Genomic DNA, 24,017 nt, shown 5'->3' on the forward strand with positions numbered 1-24,017 from the left:
TTTATTTTTCAATCACTTTGACAACCCACTGCGCCGCAACCTCTATGAGCTCGCGGTCGCATTGGAATTCATCGATTTCACTGTTGTGGCCGGGCAAGATGCACACCACGGTTTCGCCCTGTTGACGAAGCTTTGCAATGGCATTTCGCAAGGCGCTTGAGTTGCCCCAAGGTGCGCGAATAGCCACTTTCAATGTCAGCGCTGGCACAATGCCAACCCATTGTTTCAAGTCCAGACTGAACCCAACAGCGGGTCGATCTCGACTGACTTCGTGACCAAACACAGCACCGACGCCATCGTAGCGACCACCGCGAATGACAGCATCACTGGCGCCTTTGGCGTAAATAGCAAATCGCAAACCGCTGTAGTACGCATAACCCCGCGCATCTGCCAAATCAAATTGGAATGTCACATGGGGCAATTGATCACTCAACCACTTCAACTGCTCAAGGGCCAACTTAATTTGGGGTTTGGCAGGCAGCTGCTTCAAAGCTTTGGACAGCACCGAAGCGTCGCCATACAAATCAATCAGGCTCATGAGACCCGCTTGAATGTCTGAGGGAAAGCTTTTGACAAGCTCGGCCAAGAGGGAGCTGTTTTTAGAAGCTAATGCCGAATAAACTTCGCCACGCGTCGCTTCACTCAGTGACAAACCTTCGAGCAAGGCACCCACAATGCGAGCATCGGCCAAGTCAACCAGGACTTCACCCATTTGGGCTGCTTGTAAACAATCTAAGGCAAGTTGCAAGACTTCAAGATCTGCCTCTAAACCTGCATGGCCATAAATTTCTGCGCCCAACTGAAGGGGCTCGCGTGTGGCGTGCGGCCGGTCAGGTCGTGTGTGCAAAACAGGACCGCAGTAACACAGTCGCGTGACGCCCACCCGGTTAAGCAAGTGAGCGTCGATTCTGGCCACTTGTGGGGTTGTGTCTGCACGCAAACCCATCATGCGCCCCGAAATTTGGTCGACCAATTTGAAGGTTTGCAAATCTAGGGCCTTGCCCGTACCTGTCAACAAAGACTCGATGTGTTCCAGCAAAGGCGGAGAAACCAACTCAAAGCCATAGCTTCGGGCGGTGTCTAAAAGCAATCTTCGGAGTTCTTCGATGTGCCTTGCTTCAGAAGGCAAGACATCGGCGATGTGATCCGGGAGGACCCAAGCGGACATGGCAATTAAGGGGGGCTGTTAAAACAGGGATTTTACTGGCTCAAAGCGGCTTAAATTAGCCAAGCCAAAAGAAAGAGTCCTAACAAAACGGTCGTTAGGCCGAAAAACCTGATTTGACCATCTTGCAGTTGTAACAGCTGGGTGAACATTTCACGCCATTTGGTGGGTGAAATGAGGGGCAAGAGCCCCTCAAATATCAAGACCAAGGCAATCGCTGCCAGGATTGCGCTCCCGAAAGACACTTATTTCTTGGGTGTCTGGGGCGCGGCAGCGGCTGGAGCAGCTGCTGGTGCAGCGGTTCCGCGCATGGTTCTGAAGAAGTCACTGCCACTCGGGTCAAGCACCATGACATCGCTCTTCTTGGCAAAGCTAGCTTTGTATGCGTCCAAGCTTCTGTAGAACTGGGCAAACTGGGGGTCACGTCCAAAGGATTCGTTGTAAATACGGGCGGCCTGAGAATCGCCCTGACCCTTGATTTTTTGTGCTTCGCGGTAAGCATTGGCAATGGTCACCTCGCGCTGACGATCGGCATCGGCCCTGATTTTTTCGCCTTCAGCTGCGCCAGTTGAGCGGAGTTCATTGGCAACGCGTTTGCGCTCTGCTTCCATGCGTCGGTAAACAGACTCGGTAATGGCATCGACATAATCGGCACGTGTAATGCGAACGTCAACCACATCAACGCCCCAAGGCTTGTCGCCGCGAACCTTTTCTAAGACTTCACGCTTAACGTCGTTCATCAAAACATCCCGACTCAAAGACAGCAAGTCTTTAACGGTGCGTTTGTTGATTTCTTCTTGGAACGCATTGCGCACCACGCGGTTAAGTTGGTTGGCACCTGACTTTTCATCCAAACCCACGTTGCGAATGTAGGCCATGGGGTCGGTAATGCGCCAACGCACATACCAATCAATGACCACACGTTGCTTCTCAGCCGTCAACATGGGTTCGGTATCGGGGCTGTCGAGGGTCAGCAAGCGCTTGTCAATGTAAGTGACATTTTGCAAGGGTGGCGGGAGTTTGATGTTAAGACCAGGCTCGGTAATCACTTCCTTGATTTGCCCCAAGGCATAGACCACACCAAACTGACGCTGATCGACCACAAACAACATAGAACTGGCCAAAGCCAGCAACAACAAAAGGGATGAAGCCCAAATTCCAATGCGATTCATTTTGAGACTTCCTTAGCGAATTTCACGGTCACGTGAACGAAGACTTTCACGCGATCTAGGATCAAGTGCGGCGCCATTGTTGTTGGCGGCGTTTGGTGCTGTTGAGGCAGATGTTTCTGGTGTAGCGGCCGTAGCAGGTGCCGCGCCAGCGGTCATTTGCATCAACTTATCCAGAGGCAAATACATCAGGTTGGAACCTTGTTTGCTGTCAACCACCACCTTGGTGACATTGGTGTAGATTTGTTGCATGGCATCCAAGTACATGCGATCACGCGTGACTTGGGGTGCTTTTTGATACTCAGGCAAGATGGCTTTAAAACGCTGCGAATCACCTTCAGCCTGCGCAACAATGCGTTCGCGGTAGGCCTGTGATTCTTCCTTCAAGCGGGATGCGGCACCCACAGCGCGCGGCACCACATCGTTGGCATAGGCTTGCGCTTCATTTTTAGCGCGTTCTCTTTCTTGACCCGCTTTTAGCACATCGTCAAATGCCGCTTGAACTTGCTCAGGCGGCCTCACACCACCCTGCTGCAAGTTAATGCCGACCACTTCAATACCGACCTTGTAACGATCCAAAATGGTTTGCATCAGGGCACGCACACGGGGTGCAATTTGATCGCGCTCTTCAGCCAAAGCTGAGTCCATCTTCATTTTGCCGACCACCTCGCGGACGGCCGTTTCTGCAGCCTGAACAACGGCTTCTGTGGGGTTTTTGCTTTCAAACAAATAAGCGCGAGCGTCGTTTAGACGGTACTGCACGGCAAACTTGATTTCCACAATGTTTTCATCTTCGGTCAGCATGGCTGACTCACGCAAACCGGTAGCTTTGATGACATTGTCGCGGCCAATGTCGACCGAACGAATTTGGGTCACAAACACCAACTCGTGTTTTTGGATGGGATAAGGCAAGCGCCAATTGAAGCCGGCACCGACTGTGGCTTTGTATTTGCCAAACTGGGTAATGACGGCCTGTTGACCCTCTTGGACAATGAAAAAGCCTGTACCCAGCCAAATCAGGAGAAAGGCGCCCACAATGACACCGATTCCCAGGTTTCTAAAAATGGGTGGTAGACCGTTAGAGCCAGAGCCATTTGGGGAACCCTTGTGCGGTGGGCCGCCATTTTTGCCACCCAAAAATTGGTTCAACTTTCGGTTGAGATCGCGCCAGAGCTCGTCCAAATCGGGTGGGCCTGAGGCTGGACCAGGTCGCTGATTGTTGTTGTTCTGGCCGTTGTTCTGGGAAGGTTGCTGCGGTGCGTTAGAACCAGGCGTATTGCCAGAAGCGCCATTGTCATGGGCATCAGAATTTGGCTTGTCGTCGCCACGTCCCCAACGTGGATCGTTCAGATTGAACATGCCACGAATGCGTTGTGGAATGACTGACCCATAGAAGGCTCGGAGATTGAAGTTCATTCTTTTTGTTAGTAATTTATTTGTTGGGTCTCATTGTGCACAATCCAGAAGGCAAATTGACCTCGTGCACTTAATTTTCCCCGTAATTATCAAGGTCAAAACGCGGATCTGTTGCAGGCGCGTCTAAGGCGGAAGTCTTCATGACTTCAATGGCCAACATTTCACGCAAAGTCGACAGGCCCTGTCCAGTTTGAGCGCTTAGAAACAATCGAGGCAGCGCAACCCCATCGACCTCATACTGATCTTGCAAAACCAGCGGCTGAAGATCGGCCGGCAGATTGTCAATTTTGTTAAAAATTAACCACTGAGGGACATCGTCCGCGCCAATTTCATGCAGCACCCTCTTGACCTCGCTCATTTGCTCTGGAAAGTTAGGGTTTGAAGCATCGACCACGTGAATCAGCAAATCTGCGTCAACCGCCTCTTGAAGGGTGGCTTGAAAAGCATCAATCAAGCCGTGTGGTAAGTCCCGAATAAAGCCCACGGTGTCTGAAACAGAAGCCGTCCGTCCCGCCTCACCCAAATAAAGCTGCCGCGTGGTGGTATCAAGGGTTGCAAACAATTGATCGGCCGCATAGGCGCGCGCCTTGACCAAGGCATTGAACAAGGTGGACTTGCCCGCATTGGTGTAACCCACCAAAGAAACATTGAAAGCGTTGCGGCGATCTCTTTGACGCCTCTGAGTTGAACGCTGTTTTTTGACCTTGACCAAACGTTCTTTGGTCCGCTTGATCGCTTCACCAATCATGCGCTTGTCGAGCTCAATTTGAGTTTCGCCAGGGCCGCCCCGCATACCAATACCGCCCTGTTGTCGCTCTAAGTGAGACCACCGACGAACCAAGCGGGTACTGAGGTATTGCAAACGAGCCAACTCAACTTGAAGTTTGCCCTCGTGGCTTCGGGCCCGTTGCGCAAAGATTTCTAAGATCAGAAGGGTTCGGTCATTGACCGGCAATCCCAAATGTCGCTCTAAATTACGTTGCTGCGCAGGGCTGAGCGATTGATCAAAAAGAACTTCTTGGGCGCCCAATTGCTCGGCCATGAATTTGATTTCGTCGGCCTTGCCCGAACCTACAAAAAGCGCCGCATCGGGAGCTTTTCTTTTGCAAGTTATTTTGGAAATGGGCTTCAGTCCAGCCGTAATGGCGAGCTGGCTCAGCTCATCCAACTCATGGTCGAAATGAGGCAAACCAAAATCAACACCCACCAACAAGGCGGGGGTTGCAACAACCGATTGGGTGTTCAAGAGAAGCGGTTAAGCAGCAGGCTCGTCGGGCGCATCTGACCCGCTGAGATTGACAGCGCGACCGGGGACGATGGTTGAAATGGCGTGCTTGTAAACCATTTGAGTGACCGTGTTGCGAAGCAAAACGACGTATTGATCAAATGATTCGATTTGGCCTTGGAGTTTGATGCCGTTGACCAAGTAAATGGAAACTGGCACATGCTCACGACGTAAGGCGTTGAGGAAGGGATCTTGCAAAAGTTGCCCTTTGTTGTTCACGATATTCTCCGTGTTCTGAATTGAAATAAGGGTTTTACCTTAACACAACAAAAGAATAATTCTTGTGAATAGCCCTTCAAAACCTCACAAATTAACTTGATTCTTTGTCTGCGTAAGGGTTTGTCGAGGTTTTCATCTCGATTCTCAAGGGCGTTCCAGAAAGGTCAAAGGCTTTTCTGAAGCGTCCTTCCAGGTAGCGCTTGTAGGTTTCTGTGACGTGTTCCAGAGAATTGCCGTGAATTACGATGACCGGCGGGTTCATGCCCCCCTGGTGGGCATAGCGCATTTTGGGTCTGAACATGCCGCCACGCTGTGGACTTTGAAACTGCACAGATTCCAACAACAAACGCGTCAAAACTGGCGTGGTCATTTTGACCATGGCCGATTTGTGCGCCTGGGTAATTGAATTCCATACGGGGCCCAATCCTTGACGCTTCTTGGCAGAAATGGTGTGCAAATTGGCAAATTTCAAAAATGGCAAACGGTTTTCAATCGACCGGTGAACCAACTCACGCTGGTATTCATCGACGGCGTCCCACTTGTTAACTGCCAACACAACCGCACGACCGCTGTCCAAAATAAAGCCGGCAATGTGGGCGTCTTGCTCTGTCACGCCCTGTGTGGCGTCAAGCAGCAACAAAACAACATTGGCCGATTCAATGGCCTGCAAAGTTTTGACCACTGAAAACTTTTCAATGGCTTCGAAAACACGCCCTTTGCGTCGCAAGCCTGCCGTGTCAATTAACTCGAATTTTTGACCGCCGCGTTCAAACGGTACAGAGATAGCATCGCGCGTAGTACCGGGCATGTCAAAAGCCACCAGGCGCTCTTCACCCAACCAAGTGTTGATGAGTGTTGATTTACCCACATTGGGTCGGCCTGCAACCGCCAATTTGACAATGGAAGGGTCGTCGGCGGGCCCCTCATCGTCTTCGGGCAGCATGAGGGGGTCTAAGGCTAGCTCTACTAGGCTTCTAACGCCCTGCCCATGTGCGGCAGAAACTGGAATCACTTCACCTAAGCCCAGCTCGTAAAACTCACTGATTTGAACGCCCTCTCGCATGCCTTCGGCTTTGTTGGCAACCAACAAACAAGGCTTGCCAATGCGGCGCAAATATTTGGCGATGTCATGATCTTGTGCTGAAACGCCCGCACGTGCATCGACGACAAAAACCACCACATCTGCTTCGGCAACGGCTTGCTGCGTTTGCTTGGCCATTTCTTTGTAAATGCCTTCGTGCGCATCGGGCTCAAAGCCACCGGTGTCGATCACGATGTACTCGTAGCGCCCTTGTCTGCCCTGACCATAATGTCTGTCACGGGTTAAACCAGCAAAGTCAGCCACGATGGCATCTCGGCTTTTGGTCAGTCGATTGAATAAAGTGGACTTGCCCACATTGGGGCGTCCGACCAAGGCCAGTACGGGTTTCAAATCAAGCTTTCAGTGGGGTTCTTATTCAGCGCGATAGGCTTGAACCAAGCCATTTTTTGAAACTGAAATCCAATTTTTTCCAAAGCGCAAAGGTGCAAGGGCAACGCCCGATGCATCCAATTGCACTCTTGCAACAGTTTGGCCATTCTTGGGGTCAAGCCAATGCAACCAACCCTGTTCATCGCCAACCAGCAATTGACCTTCAGAAAAGGCAGGTGCTGTCAGACCGCGAAAACGCAAACTTTCAGACTGCCAAACGACCTGGCCTGTGAGTCGATTCCAGGTGATCATTTTGCCGTCTGATTCAGTGCCAAATACCTGGGTGTCATTGCCACTTAAACCCACATGACCAGAGGCTGTTCGCGTCCAGACATTTGTGCCTTTGGCCGCATCGGTGCATGAAACAGCGGTTTGGTAGGCACGAGTGCAAAGAGTTTGGTTAACCCTTGACACGCCAGCGACCAAATCAACCAGTCTCTCGACTTCGTTGGTACCCCGAGATGACCCAATCAAGGCCTCCCATTTGGCAACGCCGTTGGAGGGGCTCATGGCCACCAAACGGCCCGACAAACCAACAATTAAACTGTCTTGAAAGCTGGTCAATATGCCAGCTTGCTTCAAAACCAAAGCATCACCGGCGCGTTGCTGAGACCACAGTCTTTGACCCGAAGCTCCGTCAAACGCAAGGACCGTTCTGTCTGTTGTCAGTACGAACACACGGCCACCCGCCACCAAAGGTGCGGTGAATGAACTGGCCGGTAACTTGACTCGCCAAGATTCTTTGCCGTCTGTGAGTGTGATCAATTCATTGGCTTGGGTGATGACGGAAAAACGATTGCCATCACTTCCAACGCCCGCCGAAATGGGGGTGTTGAGAGCCACTTGCCAAACCAAAGCGCCAGAATCGGCGTTGAGCACAGTGAGCAATCCGTTTTGGCTGACCAATGCAAGACGAGAAGCGTTGACACTCAATGTCGAGGTGCTGGCGATGGGGCCGGCTTGGGCAGACCACACGGGCGTCACAGTTAGTTGAGGTGCAAATTGAGCCAATTCAGTGGGTTTAGGTTTTTCTGGCGTGCTGGAACAAGCTGTTAAAAACACCAATAGAAAAGCACTGAACCATGAAGCACAGCGCTTAGCCACAACAGTTCCGCCTTGTCTCAAATTCAGTTGTAGTTGCTTCATTTGGAAGCACCTTTGGCGTTTTCAGGATCCGCACCTAAGGCGTTCAACTTGGCAAGCACCAGGCGGCGATACTCATTGTTGATTTCAAGCTTAGACCAGGCCTCTGTGTAGGCTTTGACGGCCTCCTGAGATTTGCTTTGCGCCATAAAAAGATCGCCTTGGATGTCCAATGCCAAGCCAGCAAAGGCCGGTGTAAAAGGCTTGGTCAAAGTTTTGGCGGCATCGTCGAAAGCTTTTTGCTGAATTTGCAAATTGGCCAGACGCAAACGAGCCAACTGGGTGTTGGCATCGTCGGAAGCACTTTCGGCGGCCCATTTCAATGCAGCCAGAGCCGCATCGGGTTTGTCTGTCTGCTGGAACGTTTTACCTGCCAACAAGGCTGATTGCGCAGCGTATGTGGTACCCGGAAAACGGTCTTTCATGTCATTCCAAGAACGCTCAAGCTTGGCGGTGTCGCCAGATGCCGCGGCCCGTTCAACTTCATCAAACAAGGCCGCAGCCTTGGTAGATTGTTGTTTTTGCCAGTACTGGTAACCGTTCCAACCGGCGTAGGCGCCCATCACCACAATCAAAAACCAGGTGATGGCATTGCCGTATTGCTTCCAAAAGTGCTTGAGTTCGTCAAGTTGCTCTTGTTGTTCTAAATCGAGATTTGAGGCCATATGTTGCTTTGTATCAAGAGGTCAATTGTAGGCTGTTGGCCCAGCTTTCTAGACGATCGAGTGATTCAGTTCTTTGGGCGCCGCCGCCATCACGGAGGGACTTGATAGAGACTGTGTTTTGAGCCAATTCGTCTGCACCAAAAATGAGAGCGAATTGAGCGCCACTGCTGTCTGCTTTTTTAAACTGACTTTTCATGCTGCCAACGCCTTCGCCAGAGCCAGCATGCATTTGGACATTCACGCCCAAGGCCCTCAATTGACGCAGGTATTGAAGGACCAATGGCATGCTGGGCGCATCTGGCACGATGGCATAGGCATGGGGTATGGCATCCGGCAGCGCTGCGCCCTGCTGTTCTAACAAGGCCAAAACCCGTTCAACCCCCAAGGCCCAGCCAACAGCTGGGGCTGGCTTGCCGCCCACTTGTTCAATGAGGTAGTCGTAGCGACCACCGCCACAGACCGTTCCTTGTGATCCCAGTTGATCGGTGATGAATTCAAAAACCGTGAGGTTGTAATAATCCATACCGCGTACCAAACGCGGATTCAGAGTGTATGAAACGCCGTTCGCATCGAGGATTTGTTTCACTGAATTTAAATGAGCCAACGAGACTTCGCCCAAAAAATCAAGCAACTTGGGTGCGGCTTCCACCACATCTTTCATGGCGGGGTTTTTGGTGTCCAAGATCCTCAAGGGGTTGGTGTAGAGGCGACGTTTGGCATCCTCGTCCAACACATCTTGATGTTTTTCAAAATGGGCAATCAGGGCCGCCCTGTGCGCCAGGCGCTCGGGTGGTTGACCTAAGCTGTTGAGTTCCAAACGAACATTTTGAAGACCGATGGCTTTCCAAAGATCATGCGCCAACAAGATGACCTCAGCATCAATTTCGGGACCCTGAAATCCCAAGACCTCTGCGCCAATTTGATGGAACTGACGATATCTGCCACGTTGAGGACGTTCGTGTCTGAACATGGGGCCCATGTAATACAGGCGCTTGCCGCCCTCGTACAACATATTGTGTTCGACCACAGCGCGAACGACACCCGCCGTGCTTTCGGGTCTGAGCGTCAATGCTTCGCCATTCAAGCGATCTTCAAAGGAATACATTTCCTTTTCGACAATGTCTGTTACTTCGCCCAAACCGCGAACAAACAAAGCTGTGGGCTCAACAATGGGCGTGCGAATGTTGCGGTAGGCATAACTGGCCATCAACTTTCTGACGACAGACTCCAACCACTCCCATTTGGCTGATTCGCCAGGCAGGACGTCGTTCATGCCTTTGACGGCATTGATTTTTTTGAAGCTTGCCGGTTTGACCGGCGATTCGTTATTTTTTGATTCAGACATAAAAATTCAAAGCAAACACTGAAAAGCTGATGTGCCAATGCACAGCTTATTTGGCAAGCACGGCCTCACCAAAACGTTTCTCAATGTATTGCTCAACAATTTGTTGAAACTCTTGTGCGATGTTGTCGCCGCGCAAGGTTAGTTTTTTCTCGCCATCGATAAACACGGGGGCAGCAGGTGCCTCGCCGGTACCGGGCAAACTGATGCCAATGTCGGCATGTTTGCTTTCGCCGGGCCCATTCACAATGCAACCCATGACAGCGAGCTTGAGATTCTCTACGCCAGGATAGCGGTGACGCCAAACTGGCATTTGAGCGCGCAGGAAATCGTCAATTTGCTTGGCAAGTTCTTGGAACGTGCTGCTGGTGGTTCTACCGCAACCTGGGCACGCCGTGACGCTGGGCACAAAGATGCGCATGCCCAAGGACTGCAGAATTTCGGAGGCAATGACCACTTCTTGTGTTCTTGACTCGCCGGGCTGAGGTGTGAGGGACACACGAATGGTGTCACCAATACCCTCTTGCAGCAAGATGGACAAAGCCGTGGCAGAGGCAACGGTGCCTTTGGTTCCCATGCCCGCCTCGGTCAAACCCAAATGCAAGGGATAGTCGGTACGCTTGCCAAGCTCGCGGTAAACCGCAATGAGGTCTTGTACACCAGACACTTTGCAAGACAGCATGATTTGCGAACGCTGCATGCCTAACTCGTGGGCCTTGTCAGCTGATGTAATGGCAGAAGTTATGAGCGCCTCGTACATCACTTGACGAGATTCCCATGGCACTGCACGGCGGCTATTTTGGTCCATCAAGTCGGCTAACAACTCTTGGTCTAAGCTGCCCCAGTTGACACCAATGCGAACGGGTTTGTTCCACCGCAGGGCAGCCTCGACCATTTGTCCAAATTGCAAATCATGCTTATCGCCTTTGCCCACATTGCCCGGATTGATCCGGTATTTGGACAAGGCTTCTGCGCACGCAGGATGGTCCATTAACAAACGATGGCCGTTGTAATGAAAGTCACCAATCAAGGGGACATCGATGCCCATTTTGTCGAGCTGATCGCGAATATGCGGTACGGCCGCAGCCGCTTCAGGCGTATTGACAGTAAGCCGCACAAGCTCAGAACCCGCCAAGGCCAATTCTTTGACCTGGATGGCTGTGCCAATGACATCGACGGTATCGGTGTTGGTCATGGACTGAACGCGAACAGGCGCTTGCCCACCCACCGTCACAATGCGTTGACCCCAAACAACTTGGGCTTGAAGGCTTCTTCTAGGAAGCGGTGTGGCGGCTGGAATTGCAACAGGTTCTGTCATTTTTTAACCTCTGTTGGAACTGATTCAGGTGCTGTCGGGTTAGGCAATGTGGCGGCGTTGGTGGGGCCTTCAAAGACCATGGCCTTAGGCAATTCATTTTGCGCAGCATCGGGGGCCACGGGTTCTTGAACGGGCGGCATCACAGGAGAAACTTCCATTGGCGGTGGCGAATGATTGAAACCCAAAATGCCAGCCGACCATTCGTTGTTGAGGGCCAACAATAGCAGTGCAACAAAGATCAAGAGAAACAAAAACTTGGGACGACCCAAAGCAGGCTGACTTTGCCTATCGTTTGTTCTACCTGAAAACGAAGCTTCCCCGTCTGCATCAATAATATTAAGAGGTTTTAACCCATTCACAGCAACTGGCATCAAAGCCAAGACCTGATTGGCGTCAAGTTTGACCATTCTGCATACCTTGGCAGCCAATGCGCGGGCAAAAACAGGCTCGATTAATTTGTCAAACTGATCCGCCTCCAGGGCCTCTAGCTGTTTGACACTGACCTTGAGATTGACTGAAAGGATGGCCAGATGCAAACCCTCTTTTTCGCGGGCCGCCTTAATGAGCGCGCCAGGAGAGGTTGGCGCCAATGGCATGACGTTGTCGGTCGACGCATCAGTCATGAAAAGCCTCATGGGAGCATTCAAGCCCTTGATCAGTATTGGAAATTCTCGGTCCTAGCATCTTGCCTCATTTGTTCTTTTGGGCCATTCAAATTGACCCAATTGGGAATGGAATTCCCAACTCAGGCAATTGTGCACCGACAGAGGGAGAATCGATCAAAAAACCAAGAATTTTCTATGGTTTGAGCCGTCTTTTTAACTTAATTTGCGATCTACCCACTGAATCGGCACAGCGCGCTGCTGTGCGATGCGATCGGCCACACCAGTTCTGTCCTTGACATCCCCGGCTAGCTGGCCGCAAGCGGCATCAATGTCGTCCCCCCTGGTTTTGCGAATGGTGGTGACAAATCCGGCTTGAATGAGTACGCTGGCAAACTTTTCAACCGTGGCGTCGTCGGAGCGCAACAGCCCAGATTCTTTGAATGGATTGAAAGGGATCAGGTTGAATTTGCAGCGCAAACCCTGGGCGGCATGTTTACGAACCAAAGTAACCAGCTCTTGAGCGTGGGAAACTTGATCGTTCAAATCCTTGAGCATGCAATATTCAAACGTAATGAAGTCACGCGGTGCTTTGTTCAGGTAAAGCGTGCATTCACCCAACAATTCGTCGAGGGGGTATTTGCGATTGAGGGGCACCAAATTGTCACGCAAGGCATCGGTGGGTGCATGCAAAGAAACTGCCAATGCCACAGGGCAATCTTGTGACAATCGGTTCATCATGGGGACAACGCCAGAAGTAGAAACTGTGACGCGCCTGCGCGACAAGCCATAGCCATGATCATCCAACATGGCTCTTAATGAAGGCACCAGCGCTGAGTAGTTTTGCAGAGGTTCGCCCATGCCCATCATGACCACGTTGGAAATGACGCGCTCGGTTTGACCCAAGTGCTGACGCAGAAAATGCTCAGCAAACCAAAGTTGAGCCAATATTTCTGCGGTGCTGAGGTTTCGGCTAAAGCCTTGGTGACCCGTCGAGCAAAAACGACAACCCACCGCGCAACCCGCTTGCGATGAGACACACAGAGTACCCCGATCGTCCTCAGGAATAAAGACCGTTTCTACGGCATCTCCTGCACCCACATCAAACAACCATTTGATGGTGCCGTCTTTAGAGATTTGTTGCGAAAGAATAGGCAATGCGGCGACATGCGCATGGACCCTGAGCTTTTCGCGCATGGCCTTTGCCAAGTCTGACATGTCGTCAAAATTGGCCATGCCACGCTGATGAATCCAGCGAAAGAGTTGCGTGGCGCGAAAGCGTTTCTCGCCCAAGCCCTCACAAAAAACGGCCAAGCCTTCTAGGTCGAAATCAAGAAGGTTGGCCGTCATGGCGGTCAAGGAAAAGGTTCTATGCCGCGGTCAATGGGCTGAAAACAATCAGCTCAGATTAACGTGAATAAACATTCATGCCGGGGAAGAAGAAACCAATTTCAACGGCAGCTGTTTCGGGGGCGTCAGAGCCGTGAACGGCGTTGGCGTCAATGCTGTCAGCAAAGTCAGCACGGATGGTGCCAGGCGCTGCCTTCTTAGGATCTGTGGCGCCCATCAGGTCGCGATTTTTCAAGATGGCGCCTTCGCCTTCCAAGGCTTGGATCATGACGGGGCCAGAAATCATAAAGCCGACCAAATCTTTGAAGAAAGGACGCTCTTTGTGCACAGCGTAGAAAGCTTCGGCTTCGCCACGTGACAAGTGGGCCATTTTGGCAGCCACAACTTTGAGGCCAGCAGCTTCAAAACGAGCATAAATTTGACCGATGACGTTTTTGGCAACTGCGTCAGGCTTGATGATGGAAAGTGTGCGTTCGATGGCCATGATGAGATTCCTCAGTTTTATTTTGAAAATAGATGTTGGAAACCTTGATTTCCAAGTTTGGTTGCACTCTGGCAAGCCCGCTATTCTAACCCGACATTAGGGTTTCCCCAGAGGGGAAAAGGATTTGCGACCCTTGCAAAGGGCGAGATTTAACGACTTCGACCGCCACTGCGCCTTGGGCCGCCAGGCCGGCCCCCTGGACCTTGTGCTTTACGTTGCCGACTGAAACTGTCTGCCCCGATATACCCGACTGAGGTTTTCATAGGATCGGGTTGCGCACTGTCTTGGCGACCACGACCCTGTCCTTGGCCCTGCCCCTGTCCAGAACGTCCCTGCCCTGGCTTCTTAGCGCCAAATGCGCGGTTTCTAGGATTCTGAATTTTGCGATCCTGTGGTTGAGCAGGCCTAGAGGGTGAATCTGGCGTTGTCTCCCTTGAAGAATCAGCCTTATTGGCCGCGTGCGTCAAAGCGCGGATATCGGCGTCGTCTAGCTCCATGAAAGTGCTGCGCCTTAAGCCATGGGGCAACACCATGGCGCCATAGCGAATGCGAATCAAACGACTAACCGCATGACCAACCGCTTCCATCATGCGCCGAACTTCACGGTTGCGACCTTCAGAAATGGTGACTCGGTACCAACAGTTCGATCCTTCTCCGCCACCGTTTTCAATGGCGCCAAATTGCGCCATGCCGTCTTCGAGCATGACACCGTCTAAAAGTTTTTGTTTCTCTTCGTTGCTTAAGGCACCCAACACGCGAACCGCATATTCACGTTCCAAACCAAATCGGGGGTGCATCAAACGGTTGGCCAATTCGCCGGAATTGGTGAAAAGCAACAAGCCTTCCGTGTTCAAGTCCAAGCGCCCAACCGATTGCCACTTACCTTGTTGCAGTCGCGGCAATTTTCTGAAAACAGTGGGTCTGTTTTTAGGGTCATCGTGCGAGACGATTTCGCCGGCAGGCTTGTGATATGCAATGACTCTGGGGGGCGGTGGATCAATCCGAACGCGCAGGGGTCTACCGTTTACTTTGACCTGGTCACCAAACTGAATGCGTTGACCAATGTGGGCTGGCTCATTGTTGACAGAAATTCTGCCTTCCAAAATGAGCTGCTCCATTTCAAGTCGGGAGCCCAATCCAGCTTGCGCCAATACTTTGTGCAATTTGGGTGACTCCGCTTGAGGGGCCAAGACGCGTTTGGTAATGAGCGGAGAGACTACGCCTTCGGCCTCTTGATCAAACTGGCCCGAAACGACATCTTCAATGCCAATGGGCTTGAAAACGTCAATCACATCGGCCTGCTTGATGGGGGGTGCAGAAATTGCCTCTGATTGCTCAGGCAGGTCTGAAGGCTCATTCATGGGCTGGGCCTTCTTTTTGTTCGTTTGGTATTTCAGCTTCTTCGGTGACGACTTCAATGACTTCTTGAGACACAAGCTCAATGACTTCTTCTGTCACTTCTTCATTGACTTCTACACTGACCTCTTCAGTCACCACTTCTGTCACTTCTTCTATGGCTTCTTCCAAAGACAAAGAGGGCTGTGAAGGATCTTCTTCGGGCATGTTCAAACTGGACAAAGCGGCCGCCTGAGTATCAACCGATGGCAACAAAGGTAACTGGTCAAGAGACCCGAGGCCCAGGTCATCCAAAAATTGACGGGTTGTTGCATAAAGGCCAGGGCGGCCTACTGACTCGCGGTGGCCAATGACTTCAACCCAGCCACGATCTTCCAACTGCTTCAAGATCTGGGTGTTGATGGTGACGCCTCGAATGTCTTCCATGTCTCCCCGTGTCACGGGTTGACGGTAGGCAATGATGGCCAAAGTTTCCATGACAGCGCGCGTGTACTTGGGCGGCTTTTCTGGATTCAGTTTGTCCAAATAGAGTCTTAACTCGGGACGGCTCTGAAAACGCCAACCGGTGGCAACAGAAACCAACTCTAGGCCGCGCTCGGCCCAGTCCAATTGGAGTTCCTCAAGGAGAACTTTAAGTGTGTCAGCGCCTAAGGCATCGTCGAACAAAACTCGCAAATCACGCAATGTGACGGGCTGAGTTGAGCAAAGCAATGCTGTTTCAAGGACACGCTTGGCTTGCGCCGTATTCATGGTGTCAGTCTTCCGGGATAAATGCGCCAGAGGCGCGAATCGAGATGCATTCTTCGGTTGAATTTAACCGAGTCTGAAAATATTCAGAGGTGCATCACATTGAAAGGATTCTGGTCCCATTTTATTGCGACCAAGGAGCCTGAGATTCAGGTCTTTTCATTGTAACTGAGGGACCAAGCCGACAGCAATCCTAAAAAGTCTGGCGGCAAGTTTGACTTAAAAGTCATGCTCTGATGTGTCATGGGATGCTCAAAAGCCAAGATGTCCGCATGCAAAGCCTGCCGAGGCATCAAGGCGTTTGCGGAACCGCCATAAAGCGCATCGCCCAGTAAAGGCATCTTCAGGGAGGCCATGTGGACCCTAATTTGATGGGTTCTACCCGTCTCTAAAATGCAACGCACCAAGGCACCCTGACTTGTTTGGTCTAACAAGTGAAAGTGGGTTAAAGCCAATTTGCCAGAGTTTCTACTCAAATCGACCGCCGCCATTCTGAGTCGATTTGTCGGATCTCGGCCAATGGGCAGGTCGATTGACTTCTGCTTGGTGCCCTCCCACGTCTTGTCGCTGACGGCCACATATTGGCGCTTGACCTCGCGAGCTGCTATTTGTTTAACTAGCGCGTCCATGGTCTGACGCGTTCTAGCAACCACCATCAAGCCACTGGTGTCTTTGTCTAGCCTGTGCACGATACCGGCTCTGGGTAAATCCATGAGGGCGGCATCCAAGCCCAAAAGTCCATTCATGAGAGTGCCTGACCAATTTCCAGGGGCAGGATGAACGACCAGGCCAGCGGGTTTGTCAATGATTCTGAGGTATTCGTCTTCAAACACCACATTGAGTGGCATCGACTCAGGTTTGAAGGCCTGTGATTGGGGTGTGGCACGCAGTTCTATGGTCCACGACTCCCCGGCTTTGACCTTGGTGGAGGACTTGGTGCATACCCCCCCATTTTGGGTTACTGCACCATCTGCCAGGAGCTGCTGCAGGTAACTCCTTGAAAACTCAGGCACTGCTGATGCCAACATTTTGTCTAGGCGTTGACCGTGAAACTCAGGGGGAACCCACAAGGACCGCACCTCGACCAAGGATTCGCTGGAAGCTGAATCAAAGAAACTTTCGTCCTGAGAGTCTTCAGGCTCGCCCTGATCAATGGGGGTCGATATAATCAATTTGGTCTATTTCCAAGGTTGCCAGATGTTAAACATCAGATTATCGGTGCTTGCGCTTTCAATTGTTAGCTTTTCGATGGTGCTTCTTGCAGGTTGTGCTGGCACTAACACCGATCCCACGGCGGCTTGGACACCTGAAAAAATTTACAGTGAAGCTCGCGATGAAGTCAGCGCTGGCGCTTGGGACCGCGCCTCGATGCTATTCGACAAGTTAGAAGGTCGTGCCGCGGGTACGCCTTTGGCTCAGCAGGCCCAGATTGAAAAGGCCTATGCTCAGTTTCGCAGTGGCGACAAAGTTCAAGCCATTGCAACCTTAGATCGATTCTTAAGGCTACACCCTGCCAGCCCTGCCATTGACTATGCCTTGTACCTCAAAGGCCTGGTTAACTTCAATGACAACCTCGGCCTCTTCTCTTTTCTCACGCAACAAGATTTGTCCGAGCGCGATCAAAAAGCAGCGAAAGATTCGTTCGAGTCTTTCAAAGAATTGACGCAGCGTTTTCCAGATTCAAAATACACCCCTGATTCACTTCAGCGCATGACCTACATCGTCAACTCTTTGGCATCTTATGAGGTCCATGTGGCGCGATATTATTTAAGTAAAGGTGCTCATGTGGCAGCCATCAACAGAGCGCAAGTGGCCATCACAGATTACCCTGGCGTACCCGCAACCAAAGAAGCCCTTGAAATCATGGTCAAGTCTTACGATGCCATGGGTCTGAAAGAATTGAAAGCAGATACCCAACGCGTTTTAGACAAAAATTTTCCTGCCAGCACCAAGATCGAAACCCCAAAAGCTAGTTCGTGGTGGAAGTTTTGGTAAGTTGACTGACTGCCGTTTCAAATTCAGATTCGGTGTCAATTCTGCGCATGGGTGGCAAACAAGACAACAAGCGTTTGCCATAAGCCATGGACGTTAAACGCGGATCGCACACCACCAGCAATCCTTGGTCCGTTTCACTTCGAATTAATCGACCAGCACCTTGCTTAAGCGCCACGGCAGCTTCTGGCAGGCTGTAATCTGAAAAAGAACTTTTACCCAAAGATTCAAGGCGCTGTGATCTGGCTTCTACCAAGGGATCGTTCGGCGGCGGAAAAGGCAATTTGTCAATCACAACCAATTGCAAAGCATCGCCGGGGACATCAAAGCCCTCCCAAAAAGAAGCTGAGGCAACCAATACACATCCCTTGCCGCCTTGCTCTGCGCCCTCTCGAAATCTTTCCATCAGCCTTCGCTTAGGTCCTTGCCCCTGAACCAGGACTTCAAGCTCACCCGTTTGACCCAATGATGCTGTTAGCGCTTCGCCGATGTTGCGCATGGCATTCAGAGTGGTGGTGAGGACCAGTGTGCGGCCGCCCAGCTGACTGGCATATTTTTCAACCCAAGAAGCAACCGCGCGGGTATGTGAAAAATCATTGGGTTTAGGCATGCCTTTAGGCACATAGATGGCCGACATGGCTTCGTAATTAAAGGGGCTGGCTACACGAATTTTGGTGGCGTGTGAAAGTCCGCAGGGCTCTGTGAACCACTTCATGTTGTCGTCTTCACCCAATGTGGCTGACGTAAAAATCCACGACTTGTGTAAGGTGGTCTGATTGTCCGGATGGGAAGGGTTTGAATGGCTATCGGGTTGTGCATCGATATCGGGGCGGTTCAGCATCAAGGTGTGAACAGCTTTGGAAATATCAAGCGGCGATTCCACCAGACGCAATTGAGTACCCACCTCAACCCAGCGAACAGCGCCTTCAGAGCAGACATCCTGAAAATGATCGATGGCCGCCAATTGCGAACTCACGCGCTCATGCAAGCGCACAAAGTCTGGGGCAATTTCACTGACAGTGTCTAGCGCTGATTGCGCAGCATTCAAGGCAACTTGCAATTGCGCCATCGCTGTTAACCAACTGGCCGTATCGATCTCATCTGGAATAGACTCTGCCCAGCGCAAGCGTGACCCAGGGCGCGCATGTTGGGCAGTCAAGCGCAAATCTCGTGTTGATTTTTCTAGGACATTGCAAATGAGTGTCCAGTCCACCAAACCTCTGGCCATTTGAATGCCTGCACCCAAAATATCCCGCGTGAGCTCCAGCAATTGACTGGTACTTAAATGTCGACCTAAAAAGTTGATGCCAATTTCGTTAAGCTGGTGCGCTTCGTCAAAAACAACCGATTGAACCGATGGCAACAATTCAGCCATGCCGGTTTCTCGGACATTCAAGTCAGCAAAAAAAAGATGGTGGTTGATGACCACGACATCGGCCGCCATGGCTTCCTTGCGCGCCAAATTGACGTGGCACGATTTGAAATTGGGACAGGGAGAGCCTAAGCAATTGTCTCTGGTGCTTGTCACCAGTGGAATGACGGGCGAACGGTCGTCGAGGCCAGACAACTCAGAGAGATCACCTGTTCGGGTTGAATGCGACCAAGTTTCAATTTTGCTCAGGGCATGGGCATGAATTCTGAGCGAGGCATCTGCGCTTTGCCTCGCTTGAGACAAGCGCAGGGTACAGAGATAACTGCCCCGCCCCTTTAACAATGCGACTCGAATTGGGAGCTTCAAAACCTCAACCAATTTGGGAATATCGCGCGAAAAAAGTTGATCTTGCAGGGCCTTTGTAGCGGTAGAGACCAATGCCCGATGACCACTCAATAGAACCGGCACCAAATAGGCATATGTTTTTCCAACACCGGTACCCGCTTCAACCACCAGCTCTCCGCCGCTGCTAATGGTGTTGGCAACAGCCAGGGCCATTTCGGTTTGACCTGACCGAGGTTTGAAATGCGGCGTTGCCTGAGCTAGAACACCATCGGCGGTGAAGATGGCTTCAACTGAACGCAATAAAGTACTCAAGGTGAAACCTTGATGGCGTCCGAAGCGTTCAAAGGCGACTGCGATTTATCCATCAATCTTTGCATCCTATCGGCTTCTTTCAATTCTCTGCGTTTGGCATTGAGGGCGGACTCAAGTTGTTCAAGTGGTGCTAGGGCTTGATACTTTTGCCTCTTGGCTTTGGCCAAACAATCATTGACTGCAAAAAGCTGCCAGCATGACTTTGAATCAGCTTGGTAAGTTTGAAAAATAATCTCTTTTTGGGAGTTCAATGCTGCTGTCTCTTCAGCGATCTTTTTCAATGTCATGACTTGAGCAACATCTGCAGCTAATGCTGGGACGCTTGATAAAAATACAAATGTCGTCAAACAAGCCAGTGATTTTGAAAGACAGATCATGTAATTTGGGTATCTACGGTTCTGTGTTCTAAAGCCAAGAATTCAGACGATTGCATTTCGTGCAATCTAGAAATGGTTCTTGGAAATTCATGGGACAGCGGACCTTCTGTGTAAAGCGCTTCAGGTTGAACTTCAGCAGAAAGAATTAATTTAACACGCCTGTCGTACAGAACATCAATCAACCATGTAAATCTTCTTGCTTCCGATGCCAAGCGGGGTGGCATCATGGGGACATTGCTCAGAAGAACCGTGTGAAACTGGGTGGCAATTTCCAAATAATCATTTTGTGATCTGGGGCCACCGCACAGTGCGCGGAAGTCAAACCAAACCACGCCACCCGCTCTGCGTCTTGATTTGATTTCACGCGCTTCAATGTGCAATATAGGGTCTTCATCTTGACCACTGACTAATTTGTCAAAGGCCTCTGCCATAGCAACGTCTGCTTGTTCACCCAATGGGCAGTGGTAAAGCTTGACCATTTCAAGGGTACGGCGGCGATAGTCAGTGCCGTTGTCCACGTTCAGCACTTCCATGCGCTGATTCAACAAAGCAATGGCTGGCAATAAACGATCGCGGTGCAAACCATCGGGATACAAGTTGTCGGGTTTGAAATTGGAGGTGGTCACAAAGCTCACGCCATTCTCAAACAGCGACACCAGCAATCGATGCAAAATCATGGCGTCTGTAATGTCGGCCACGTGAAACTCATCAAAGCAAATGAGCTGGTACCGTTTGGCCATACGCCGACCCAGTTCGTCCAAAGGATTGACCGTCCCTTGCATCAAGGCCAATTCGCGGTGCACTTCGCGCATGAATTCATGGAAATGCAAACGGGTTTTATCTTGAACAGGCACGGCATTGTAAAAACAATCCATCAAGAAACTCTTGCCGCGCCCCACCCCACCAAACATGTAGACGCCGCGGGGGAGTTCGGGCTTTTTCTTTAAGAATCTGAAGGGACTCTTGATGCTTTCCTGGTACGCCGCCCATTCTTTCGCGCATCGCTCCAAAGCCTCTACCGCACGCAATTGGGCAGGGTCAGCCTGATAGCCTCTGTTCAGAAGTTCTTGGTCATAGGCTGAGCGAACGGACATGTAAAGGTGCTTTAAAAGAAAGGTTCTGTGGAATGAGAAAACCCGGGACTGGCCCGGGCTTCATAGTTTAACGAGACTTCAGAAACTTAGAAGTTCAGGGTCCGTTTGTCCACTGCCAGAGCAGCTTCTTTGGTGGCTTCACTCAATGAGGGGTGAGCATGGCAGATACGGGCAATGTCTTCGGCGCTGGCACGGAATTCCATGGCCACAACGGCTTCAGAAATCAACTCGCTGGCCATGGGGCCAACAATGTGAACGCCCAAGATTTCGTCGGTCTTGGCATCGGCCAAGAACTTCACCATACCCGTGGTATCGCCCAGAGCGCGTGCACGGCCATTGGCCAAGAAGGGGAATGTACCGGCTTTGTAAGCCACGCCATCGGCCTTGAGCTGTTGCTCAGTGCGGCCCACCCACGCAATTTCGGGGCTGGTGTAAATCACCCAAGGAATGGTGTTGAAGTTCACGTGTCCGTGCTGTCCCGCAATGCGCTCGGCCACGGCAACGCCCTCTTCTTCCGCTTTGTGCGCCAACATAGGTCCGCGCACCACATCGCCCACCGCCCAAACGCCAGGCAGGTTGGTTTTGCATTCTGCGTCGACCACAATGGCACCGCGCTCATCCAATTGGAGGCCCACGGCTTCGGTGTTCAAACCGATGGTGTTAGGCACTCGGCCAATGGACACGATCAATTTGTCTGCATCGATGCTGAGGGCTTCGCCCTTGGCATTGGTGTAGGCCACTTTGACGCCTTTTTTGCCGTTTTGAATCTCGCCGACTTTGACGCCGAGCTCAATCTTCAAACCTTGCTTGTCAAAAGCCTTTTTGGCTTCTTTGGCAATCTGCTCGTCGACTGCGCCCAAGAAGGTTGGCAAACCTTCGAGGATGGTAACTTCAGAGCCCAGACGGCGCCAGACAGAACCCATTTCCAAACCGATGACGCCTGAACCAATCAGCACCAATTTCTTGGGAACTGCGCCAACTTTCAAAGCGCCGTCGTTGGACAACACATTGACTTCATCAAAAGGTGTGCCGGGCAAAGCGCGTGCATTGGAGCCTGTAGCCACAATGATGTTTTTGCCAACCAAAGTTTCGTTGGTTGCACCAGACACGTTCACTTCGTAACCACCCTCAACGGCTTTGCTAAAAGCGGCACGGCCATGGAAGAAAGACACTTTGTTCTTTTTGAACAAGTACAAAATGCCGTCGTTGTTTTGCTTCACAACGGTGTCTTTGCGGGCAATCATTTTGGCCACATCCATGCTGACACCTTTCATCTCAATGCCGTGATCGGCAAAGTGATGATTGGCTTGCTCGAAGTGCTCAGAAGACTGAAGCAATGCTTTGGAAGGAATGCAACCAACGTTGGTGCACGTACCGCCAGGGGCTGGCCCCCCTGCGGCGTTTTTCCATTCGTCAACGCAAGCCACTTGGAAGCCCAATTGGGCTGCACGAATGGCGGCGATATAACCGCCGGGGCCGCCACCAATGACGACCACATCAAATTGTTTGCTCATGCTAATTCCTAATGTGATTTAGATGTCAAACAACAAGCGTGATGGATCTTCCAACGCTTCTTTCATGGCCACCAAGCCCAGGACAGCTTCACGGCCGTCAATGATGCGGTGGTCGTAAGACATGGCGAAATAGTTCATGGGGCGAACCACCACTTGGCCGTTTTCAACCATGGCGCGATCTTTGGTAGCGTGCACGCCCAAGATAGCAGACTGCGGTGGGTTGATGATGGGGGTCGACATCATGGAGCCGAAAGTGCCGCCATTGGAAATGGAGAACGTACCACCGGTCATGTCTTCAATGCCCAACTTACCGTCTTTGGCTTTGGCACCAAATTCAGCAATTTTCTTCTCGATGTCGGCAAAGCTCATCTGATCGGCGTTGCGCAAAATAGGCACCACCAAACCGCGGGGTGAACCCACCGCAATACCAATGTCGAAGTAACCGTGGTAGACGATGTCGTTGCCATCAACGGACGCGTTGAGCACAGGGAATTTCTTCAAAGCGTGCACAGCGGCTTTAACGAAGAAGCTCATGAAGCCCAGCTTGATGCCGTGCTCTTTTTCGAACTTGTCTTGGAAGCGCTTGCGCATTTCCATGACGGGTGCCATGTTGATTTCGTTGAAGGTGGTCAAGATGGCATTGGTCGATTGCGATTGCAACAAACGCTCGGCCACACGGGCACGCAAACGTGTCATGGGCACGCGCTGCTCAGGACGATCACCCAAGTTGACTGTTGGTGCAGCCACTTGCGGCAATGACGATGTGGGCACGCCAGTAGGAATAGACACTTGAGCAGCGGGTTTGGCACCACCAGCAACAGCAGACAACACATCACCTTTGGTGACGCGGCCGTCTTTGCCAGAACCAGCCACTGAGCCAGCAGCCAAGTTGTTGTCGGCCATCAGCTTGGCAGCTGCAGGCATAGCCACACCCGCCATGCTGGTGCCTTGTGCTGCGGGTGCAGCAGCAGGTGCGCTGGCGGCTGGTGCAGGTGCAGCAGCGGCGGCTGGTGCAGCTGCAGCCACTTTGCCGTCGGTATCAATGCGAGCAATGAGTTGCTCAGCAGTGACGGTACCGCCATCGCCCACCAAGATTTCAGACAAAACACCAGCGGAAGGTGCTGGCACTTCCAACACCACTTTGTCGGTTTCAATTTCGATCAAGATTTCGTCGGCGGCAACACTGTCGCCCACTTTCTTTTTCCATTGCAACATGGTGGCTTCTGCCACGGACTCAGACAGCTGAGGAACTTTAACTTCTACGATAGCCATTTCAATT

General features: G+C 51.5%; 23 protein-coding genes. 1 reads left to right on the forward strand and 22 read right to left on the reverse strand.

The genetic code is table 11. From position 1 onward, the window contains the following. Window position 1: 1 nt before the first annotated feature. From AMM03_RS12030 to AMM03_RS12110, 17 genes are all read right to left on the reverse strand, one after another. Window positions 2-1,168 (reverse strand): ATP phosphoribosyltransferase regulatory subunit, encoded by a 1,167-nt coding sequence (locus tag AMM03_RS12030; protein WP_090131937.1) that lies wholly within the window; start codon window positions 1,166-1,168, stop codon window positions 2-4. Window positions 1,169-1,218: 50 nt separating this feature from the next. Then, a complete protein-coding gene (locus tag AMM03_RS12035; RefSeq protein ID WP_194942881.1) occupies window positions 1,219-1,410 on the reverse strand; it encodes a DUF2065 domain-containing protein in 192 nt (63 codons plus the stop codon). Continuing rightward, the gene (hflC, locus tag AMM03_RS12040; RefSeq protein ID WP_090131939.1) at window positions 1,411-2,337 is read right to left on the reverse strand and encodes a protease modulator HflC; all 927 of its coding nucleotides are present in this window, start codon (window positions 2,335-2,337) and stop codon (window positions 1,411-1,413) included. It lies immediately after the preceding gene. A gap of 12 nt (window positions 2,338-2,349) precedes the next feature. Continuing rightward, window positions 2,350-3,750: an FtsH protease activity modulator HflK gene (hflK, locus tag AMM03_RS12045; RefSeq protein ID WP_090131940.1), complete on the reverse strand. Its 1,401-nt coding sequence runs from the start codon at window positions 3,748-3,750 to the stop codon at window positions 2,350-2,352. Window positions 3,751-3,820: 70 nt separating this feature from the next. Next, window positions 3,821-4,996 (reverse strand): GTPase HflX, encoded by a 1,176-nt coding sequence (hflX, locus tag AMM03_RS12050; RefSeq protein WP_090131942.1) that lies wholly within the window; start codon window positions 4,994-4,996, stop codon window positions 3,821-3,823. A 9-nt stretch (window positions 4,997-5,005) separates the two neighbouring features. Next, entirely contained in the window at window positions 5,006-5,254 is a 249-nt protein-coding gene (gene hfq / locus AMM03_RS12055) for an RNA chaperone Hfq (protein ID WP_090131944.1), read from the reverse strand. Window positions 5,255-5,345: 91 nt separating this feature from the next. Then, window positions 5,346-6,686 (reverse strand): ribosome biogenesis GTPase Der, encoded by a 1,341-nt coding sequence (der, locus tag AMM03_RS12060; protein ID WP_090131945.1) that lies wholly within the window; start codon window positions 6,684-6,686, stop codon window positions 5,346-5,348. 21 nt (window positions 6,687-6,707) lie between these two features. After that, a complete protein-coding gene (bamB, locus tag AMM03_RS12065; RefSeq protein ID WP_090131947.1) occupies window positions 6,708-7,871 on the reverse strand; it encodes an outer membrane protein assembly factor BamB in 1,164 nt (387 codons plus the stop codon). Beyond that, entirely contained in the window at window positions 7,868-8,533 is a 666-nt protein-coding gene (locus AMM03_RS12070; protein WP_090131948.1) for a YfgM family protein, read from the reverse strand. The genes bamB and AMM03_RS12070 overlap by 4 nt, the downstream gene beginning before the upstream one ends. A 13-nt stretch (window positions 8,534-8,546) precedes the next feature. Then, window positions 8,547-9,878 (reverse strand): histidine--tRNA ligase, encoded by a 1,332-nt coding sequence (gene hisS / locus AMM03_RS12075; protein ID WP_090131949.1) that lies wholly within the window; start codon window positions 9,876-9,878, stop codon window positions 8,547-8,549. Window positions 9,879-9,924: 46 nt separating this feature from the next. After that, window positions 9,925-11,193 (reverse strand): flavodoxin-dependent (E)-4-hydroxy-3-methylbut-2-enyl-diphosphate synthase, encoded by a 1,269-nt coding sequence (gene ispG / locus AMM03_RS12080; RefSeq protein ID WP_090131951.1) that lies wholly within the window; start codon window positions 11,191-11,193, stop codon window positions 9,925-9,927. Continuing rightward, window positions 11,190-11,816, reverse strand: a complete 627-nt coding sequence (locus AMM03_RS12085) for a helix-turn-helix domain-containing protein (RefSeq protein WP_194942882.1) — start codon at window positions 11,814-11,816, stop codon at window positions 11,190-11,192. Before AMM03_RS12085 ends, ispG begins: the two co-directional genes overlap by 4 nt. A 195-nt stretch (window positions 11,817-12,011) precedes the next feature. Next, the gene (rlmN, locus tag AMM03_RS12090; RefSeq protein WP_090131954.1) at window positions 12,012-13,145 is read right to left on the reverse strand and encodes a dual-specificity RNA methyltransferase RlmN; all 1,134 of its coding nucleotides are present in this window, start codon (window positions 13,143-13,145) and stop codon (window positions 12,012-12,014) included. Between the two features lie 58 nt (window positions 13,146-13,203). Beyond that, window positions 13,204-13,629, reverse strand: a complete 426-nt coding sequence (ndk, locus tag AMM03_RS12095) for a nucleoside-diphosphate kinase (RefSeq protein ID WP_090131956.1) — start codon at window positions 13,627-13,629, stop codon at window positions 13,204-13,206. 149 nt (window positions 13,630-13,778) lie between these two features. After that, a complete protein-coding gene (locus AMM03_RS12100) occupies window positions 13,779-14,990 on the reverse strand; it encodes a pseudouridine synthase (protein ID WP_090131958.1) in 1,212 nt (403 codons plus the stop codon). After that, a complete protein-coding gene (gene scpB, locus AMM03_RS12105; RefSeq protein ID WP_090131960.1) occupies window positions 14,983-15,735 on the reverse strand; it encodes an SMC-Scp complex subunit ScpB in 753 nt (250 codons plus the stop codon). The genes AMM03_RS12100 and scpB overlap by 8 nt, the downstream gene beginning before the upstream one ends. 146 nt (window positions 15,736-15,881) lie before the next feature. Then, window positions 15,882-16,904: an RluA family pseudouridine synthase gene (locus AMM03_RS12110; RefSeq protein ID WP_090131962.1), complete on the reverse strand. Its 1,023-nt coding sequence runs from the start codon at window positions 16,902-16,904 to the stop codon at window positions 15,882-15,884. Window positions 16,905-16,929: 25 nt separating this feature from the next. Between AMM03_RS12110 and AMM03_RS12115 the strand changes: the two genes are divergently transcribed. Next, window positions 16,930-17,727, forward strand: coding sequence for an outer membrane protein assembly factor BamD (locus AMM03_RS12115; RefSeq protein ID WP_090131963.1), 798 nt, complete (start codon window positions 16,930-16,932; stop codon window positions 17,725-17,727). Here the strand turns inward: AMM03_RS12115 and AMM03_RS12120 are convergent. From AMM03_RS12120 to odhB, 5 genes are all read right to left on the reverse strand, one after another. Then, a complete protein-coding gene (locus tag AMM03_RS12120) occupies window positions 17,702-19,753 on the reverse strand; it encodes an ATP-dependent DNA helicase (protein ID WP_228764690.1) in 2,052 nt (683 codons plus the stop codon). The two genes, AMM03_RS12115 and AMM03_RS12120, sit on opposite strands and share 26 nt — an antisense overlap. Further along, complete coding sequence (locus AMM03_RS12125) at window positions 19,750-20,100, reverse strand: hypothetical protein (RefSeq protein ID WP_090131965.1); 351 nt, start codon at window positions 20,098-20,100, stop codon at window positions 19,750-19,752. The genes AMM03_RS12120 and AMM03_RS12125 overlap by 4 nt, the downstream gene beginning before the upstream one ends. Before the next feature lie 26 nt (window positions 20,101-20,126). Continuing rightward, window positions 20,127-21,224: a cell division protein ZapE gene (gene zapE / locus AMM03_RS12130; RefSeq protein WP_090131967.1), complete on the reverse strand. Its 1,098-nt coding sequence runs from the start codon at window positions 21,222-21,224 to the stop codon at window positions 20,127-20,129. Window positions 21,225-21,310: 86 nt separating this feature from the next. After that, the gene (gene lpdA, locus AMM03_RS12135) at window positions 21,311-22,738 is read right to left on the reverse strand and encodes a dihydrolipoyl dehydrogenase (protein WP_090131969.1); all 1,428 of its coding nucleotides are present in this window, start codon (window positions 22,736-22,738) and stop codon (window positions 21,311-21,313) included. Between the two features lie 18 nt (window positions 22,739-22,756). Then, the gene (gene odhB, locus AMM03_RS12140; protein ID WP_090131971.1) at window positions 22,757-24,010 is read right to left on the reverse strand and encodes a 2-oxoglutarate dehydrogenase complex dihydrolipoyllysine-residue succinyltransferase; all 1,254 of its coding nucleotides are present in this window, start codon (window positions 24,008-24,010) and stop codon (window positions 22,757-22,759) included. Window positions 24,011-24,017 lie beyond the last annotated feature (7 nt).

Source organism: Limnohabitans sp. Rim11, from assembly GCF_001269365.1.
Lineage (GTDB): Bacteria > Pseudomonadota > Gammaproteobacteria > Burkholderiales > Burkholderiaceae_C > Limnohabitans_A.

Bases quoted from the DNA above. Each gene is read 5' to 3' on its own strand.
- lpdA (WP_090131969.1), bottom strand. From the start codon at position 22,738: ATGAGCAAACAATTTGATGTGGTCGTCATTGGTGGCGGCCCCGGCGGT.
- scpB (WP_090131960.1), bottom strand. From the start codon at position 15,735: ATGAATACGGCGCAAGCCAAGCGTGTCCTTGAAACAGCATTGCTTTGC.
- hisS (WP_090131949.1), bottom strand. From the start codon at position 9,878: ATGTCTGAATCAAAAAATAACGAATCGCCGGTCAAACCGGCAAGCTTC.
- ispG (WP_090131951.1), bottom strand. From the start codon at position 11,193: ATGACAGAACCTGTTGCAATTCCAGCCGCCACACCGCTTCCTAGAAGA.
- AMM03_RS12085 (WP_194942882.1), bottom strand. From the start codon at position 11,816: ATGACTGATGCGTCGACCGACAACGTCATGCCATTGGCGCCAACCTCT.
- AMM03_RS12030 (WP_090131937.1), bottom strand. From the start codon at position 1,168: ATGTCCGCTTGGGTCCTCCCGGATCACATCGCCGATGTCTTGCCTTCT.
- odhB (WP_090131971.1), bottom strand. From the start codon at position 24,010: ATGGCTATCGTAGAAGTTAAAGTTCCTCAGCTGTCTGAGTCCGTGGCA.
- zapE (WP_090131967.1), bottom strand. From the start codon at position 21,224: ATGTCCGTTCGCTCAGCCTATGACCAAGAACTTCTGAACAGAGGCTAT.
- AMM03_RS12115 (WP_090131963.1), top strand. From the start codon at position 16,930: ATGTTAAACATCAGATTATCGGTGCTTGCGCTTTCAATTGTTAGCTTT.
- bamB (WP_090131947.1), bottom strand. From the start codon at position 7,871: ATGAAGCAACTACAACTGAATTTGAGACAAGGCGGAACTGTTGTGGCT.
- rlmN (WP_090131954.1), bottom strand. From the start codon at position 13,145: ATGACGGCCAACCTTCTTGATTTCGACCTAGAAGGCTTGGCCGTTTTT.
- AMM03_RS12070 (WP_090131948.1), bottom strand. From the start codon at position 8,533: ATGGCCTCAAATCTCGATTTAGAACAACAAGAGCAACTTGACGAACTC.
- AMM03_RS12100 (WP_090131958.1), bottom strand. From the start codon at position 14,990: ATGAATGAGCCTTCAGACCTGCCTGAGCAATCAGAGGCAATTTCTGCA.
- ndk (WP_090131956.1), bottom strand. From the start codon at position 13,629: ATGGCCATCGAACGCACACTTTCCATCATCAAGCCTGACGCAGTTGCC.
- hflC (WP_090131939.1), bottom strand. From the start codon at position 2,337: ATGAATCGCATTGGAATTTGGGCTTCATCCCTTTTGTTGTTGCTGGCT.
- hflK (WP_090131940.1), bottom strand. From the start codon at position 3,750: ATGAACTTCAATCTCCGAGCCTTCTATGGGTCAGTCATTCCACAACGC.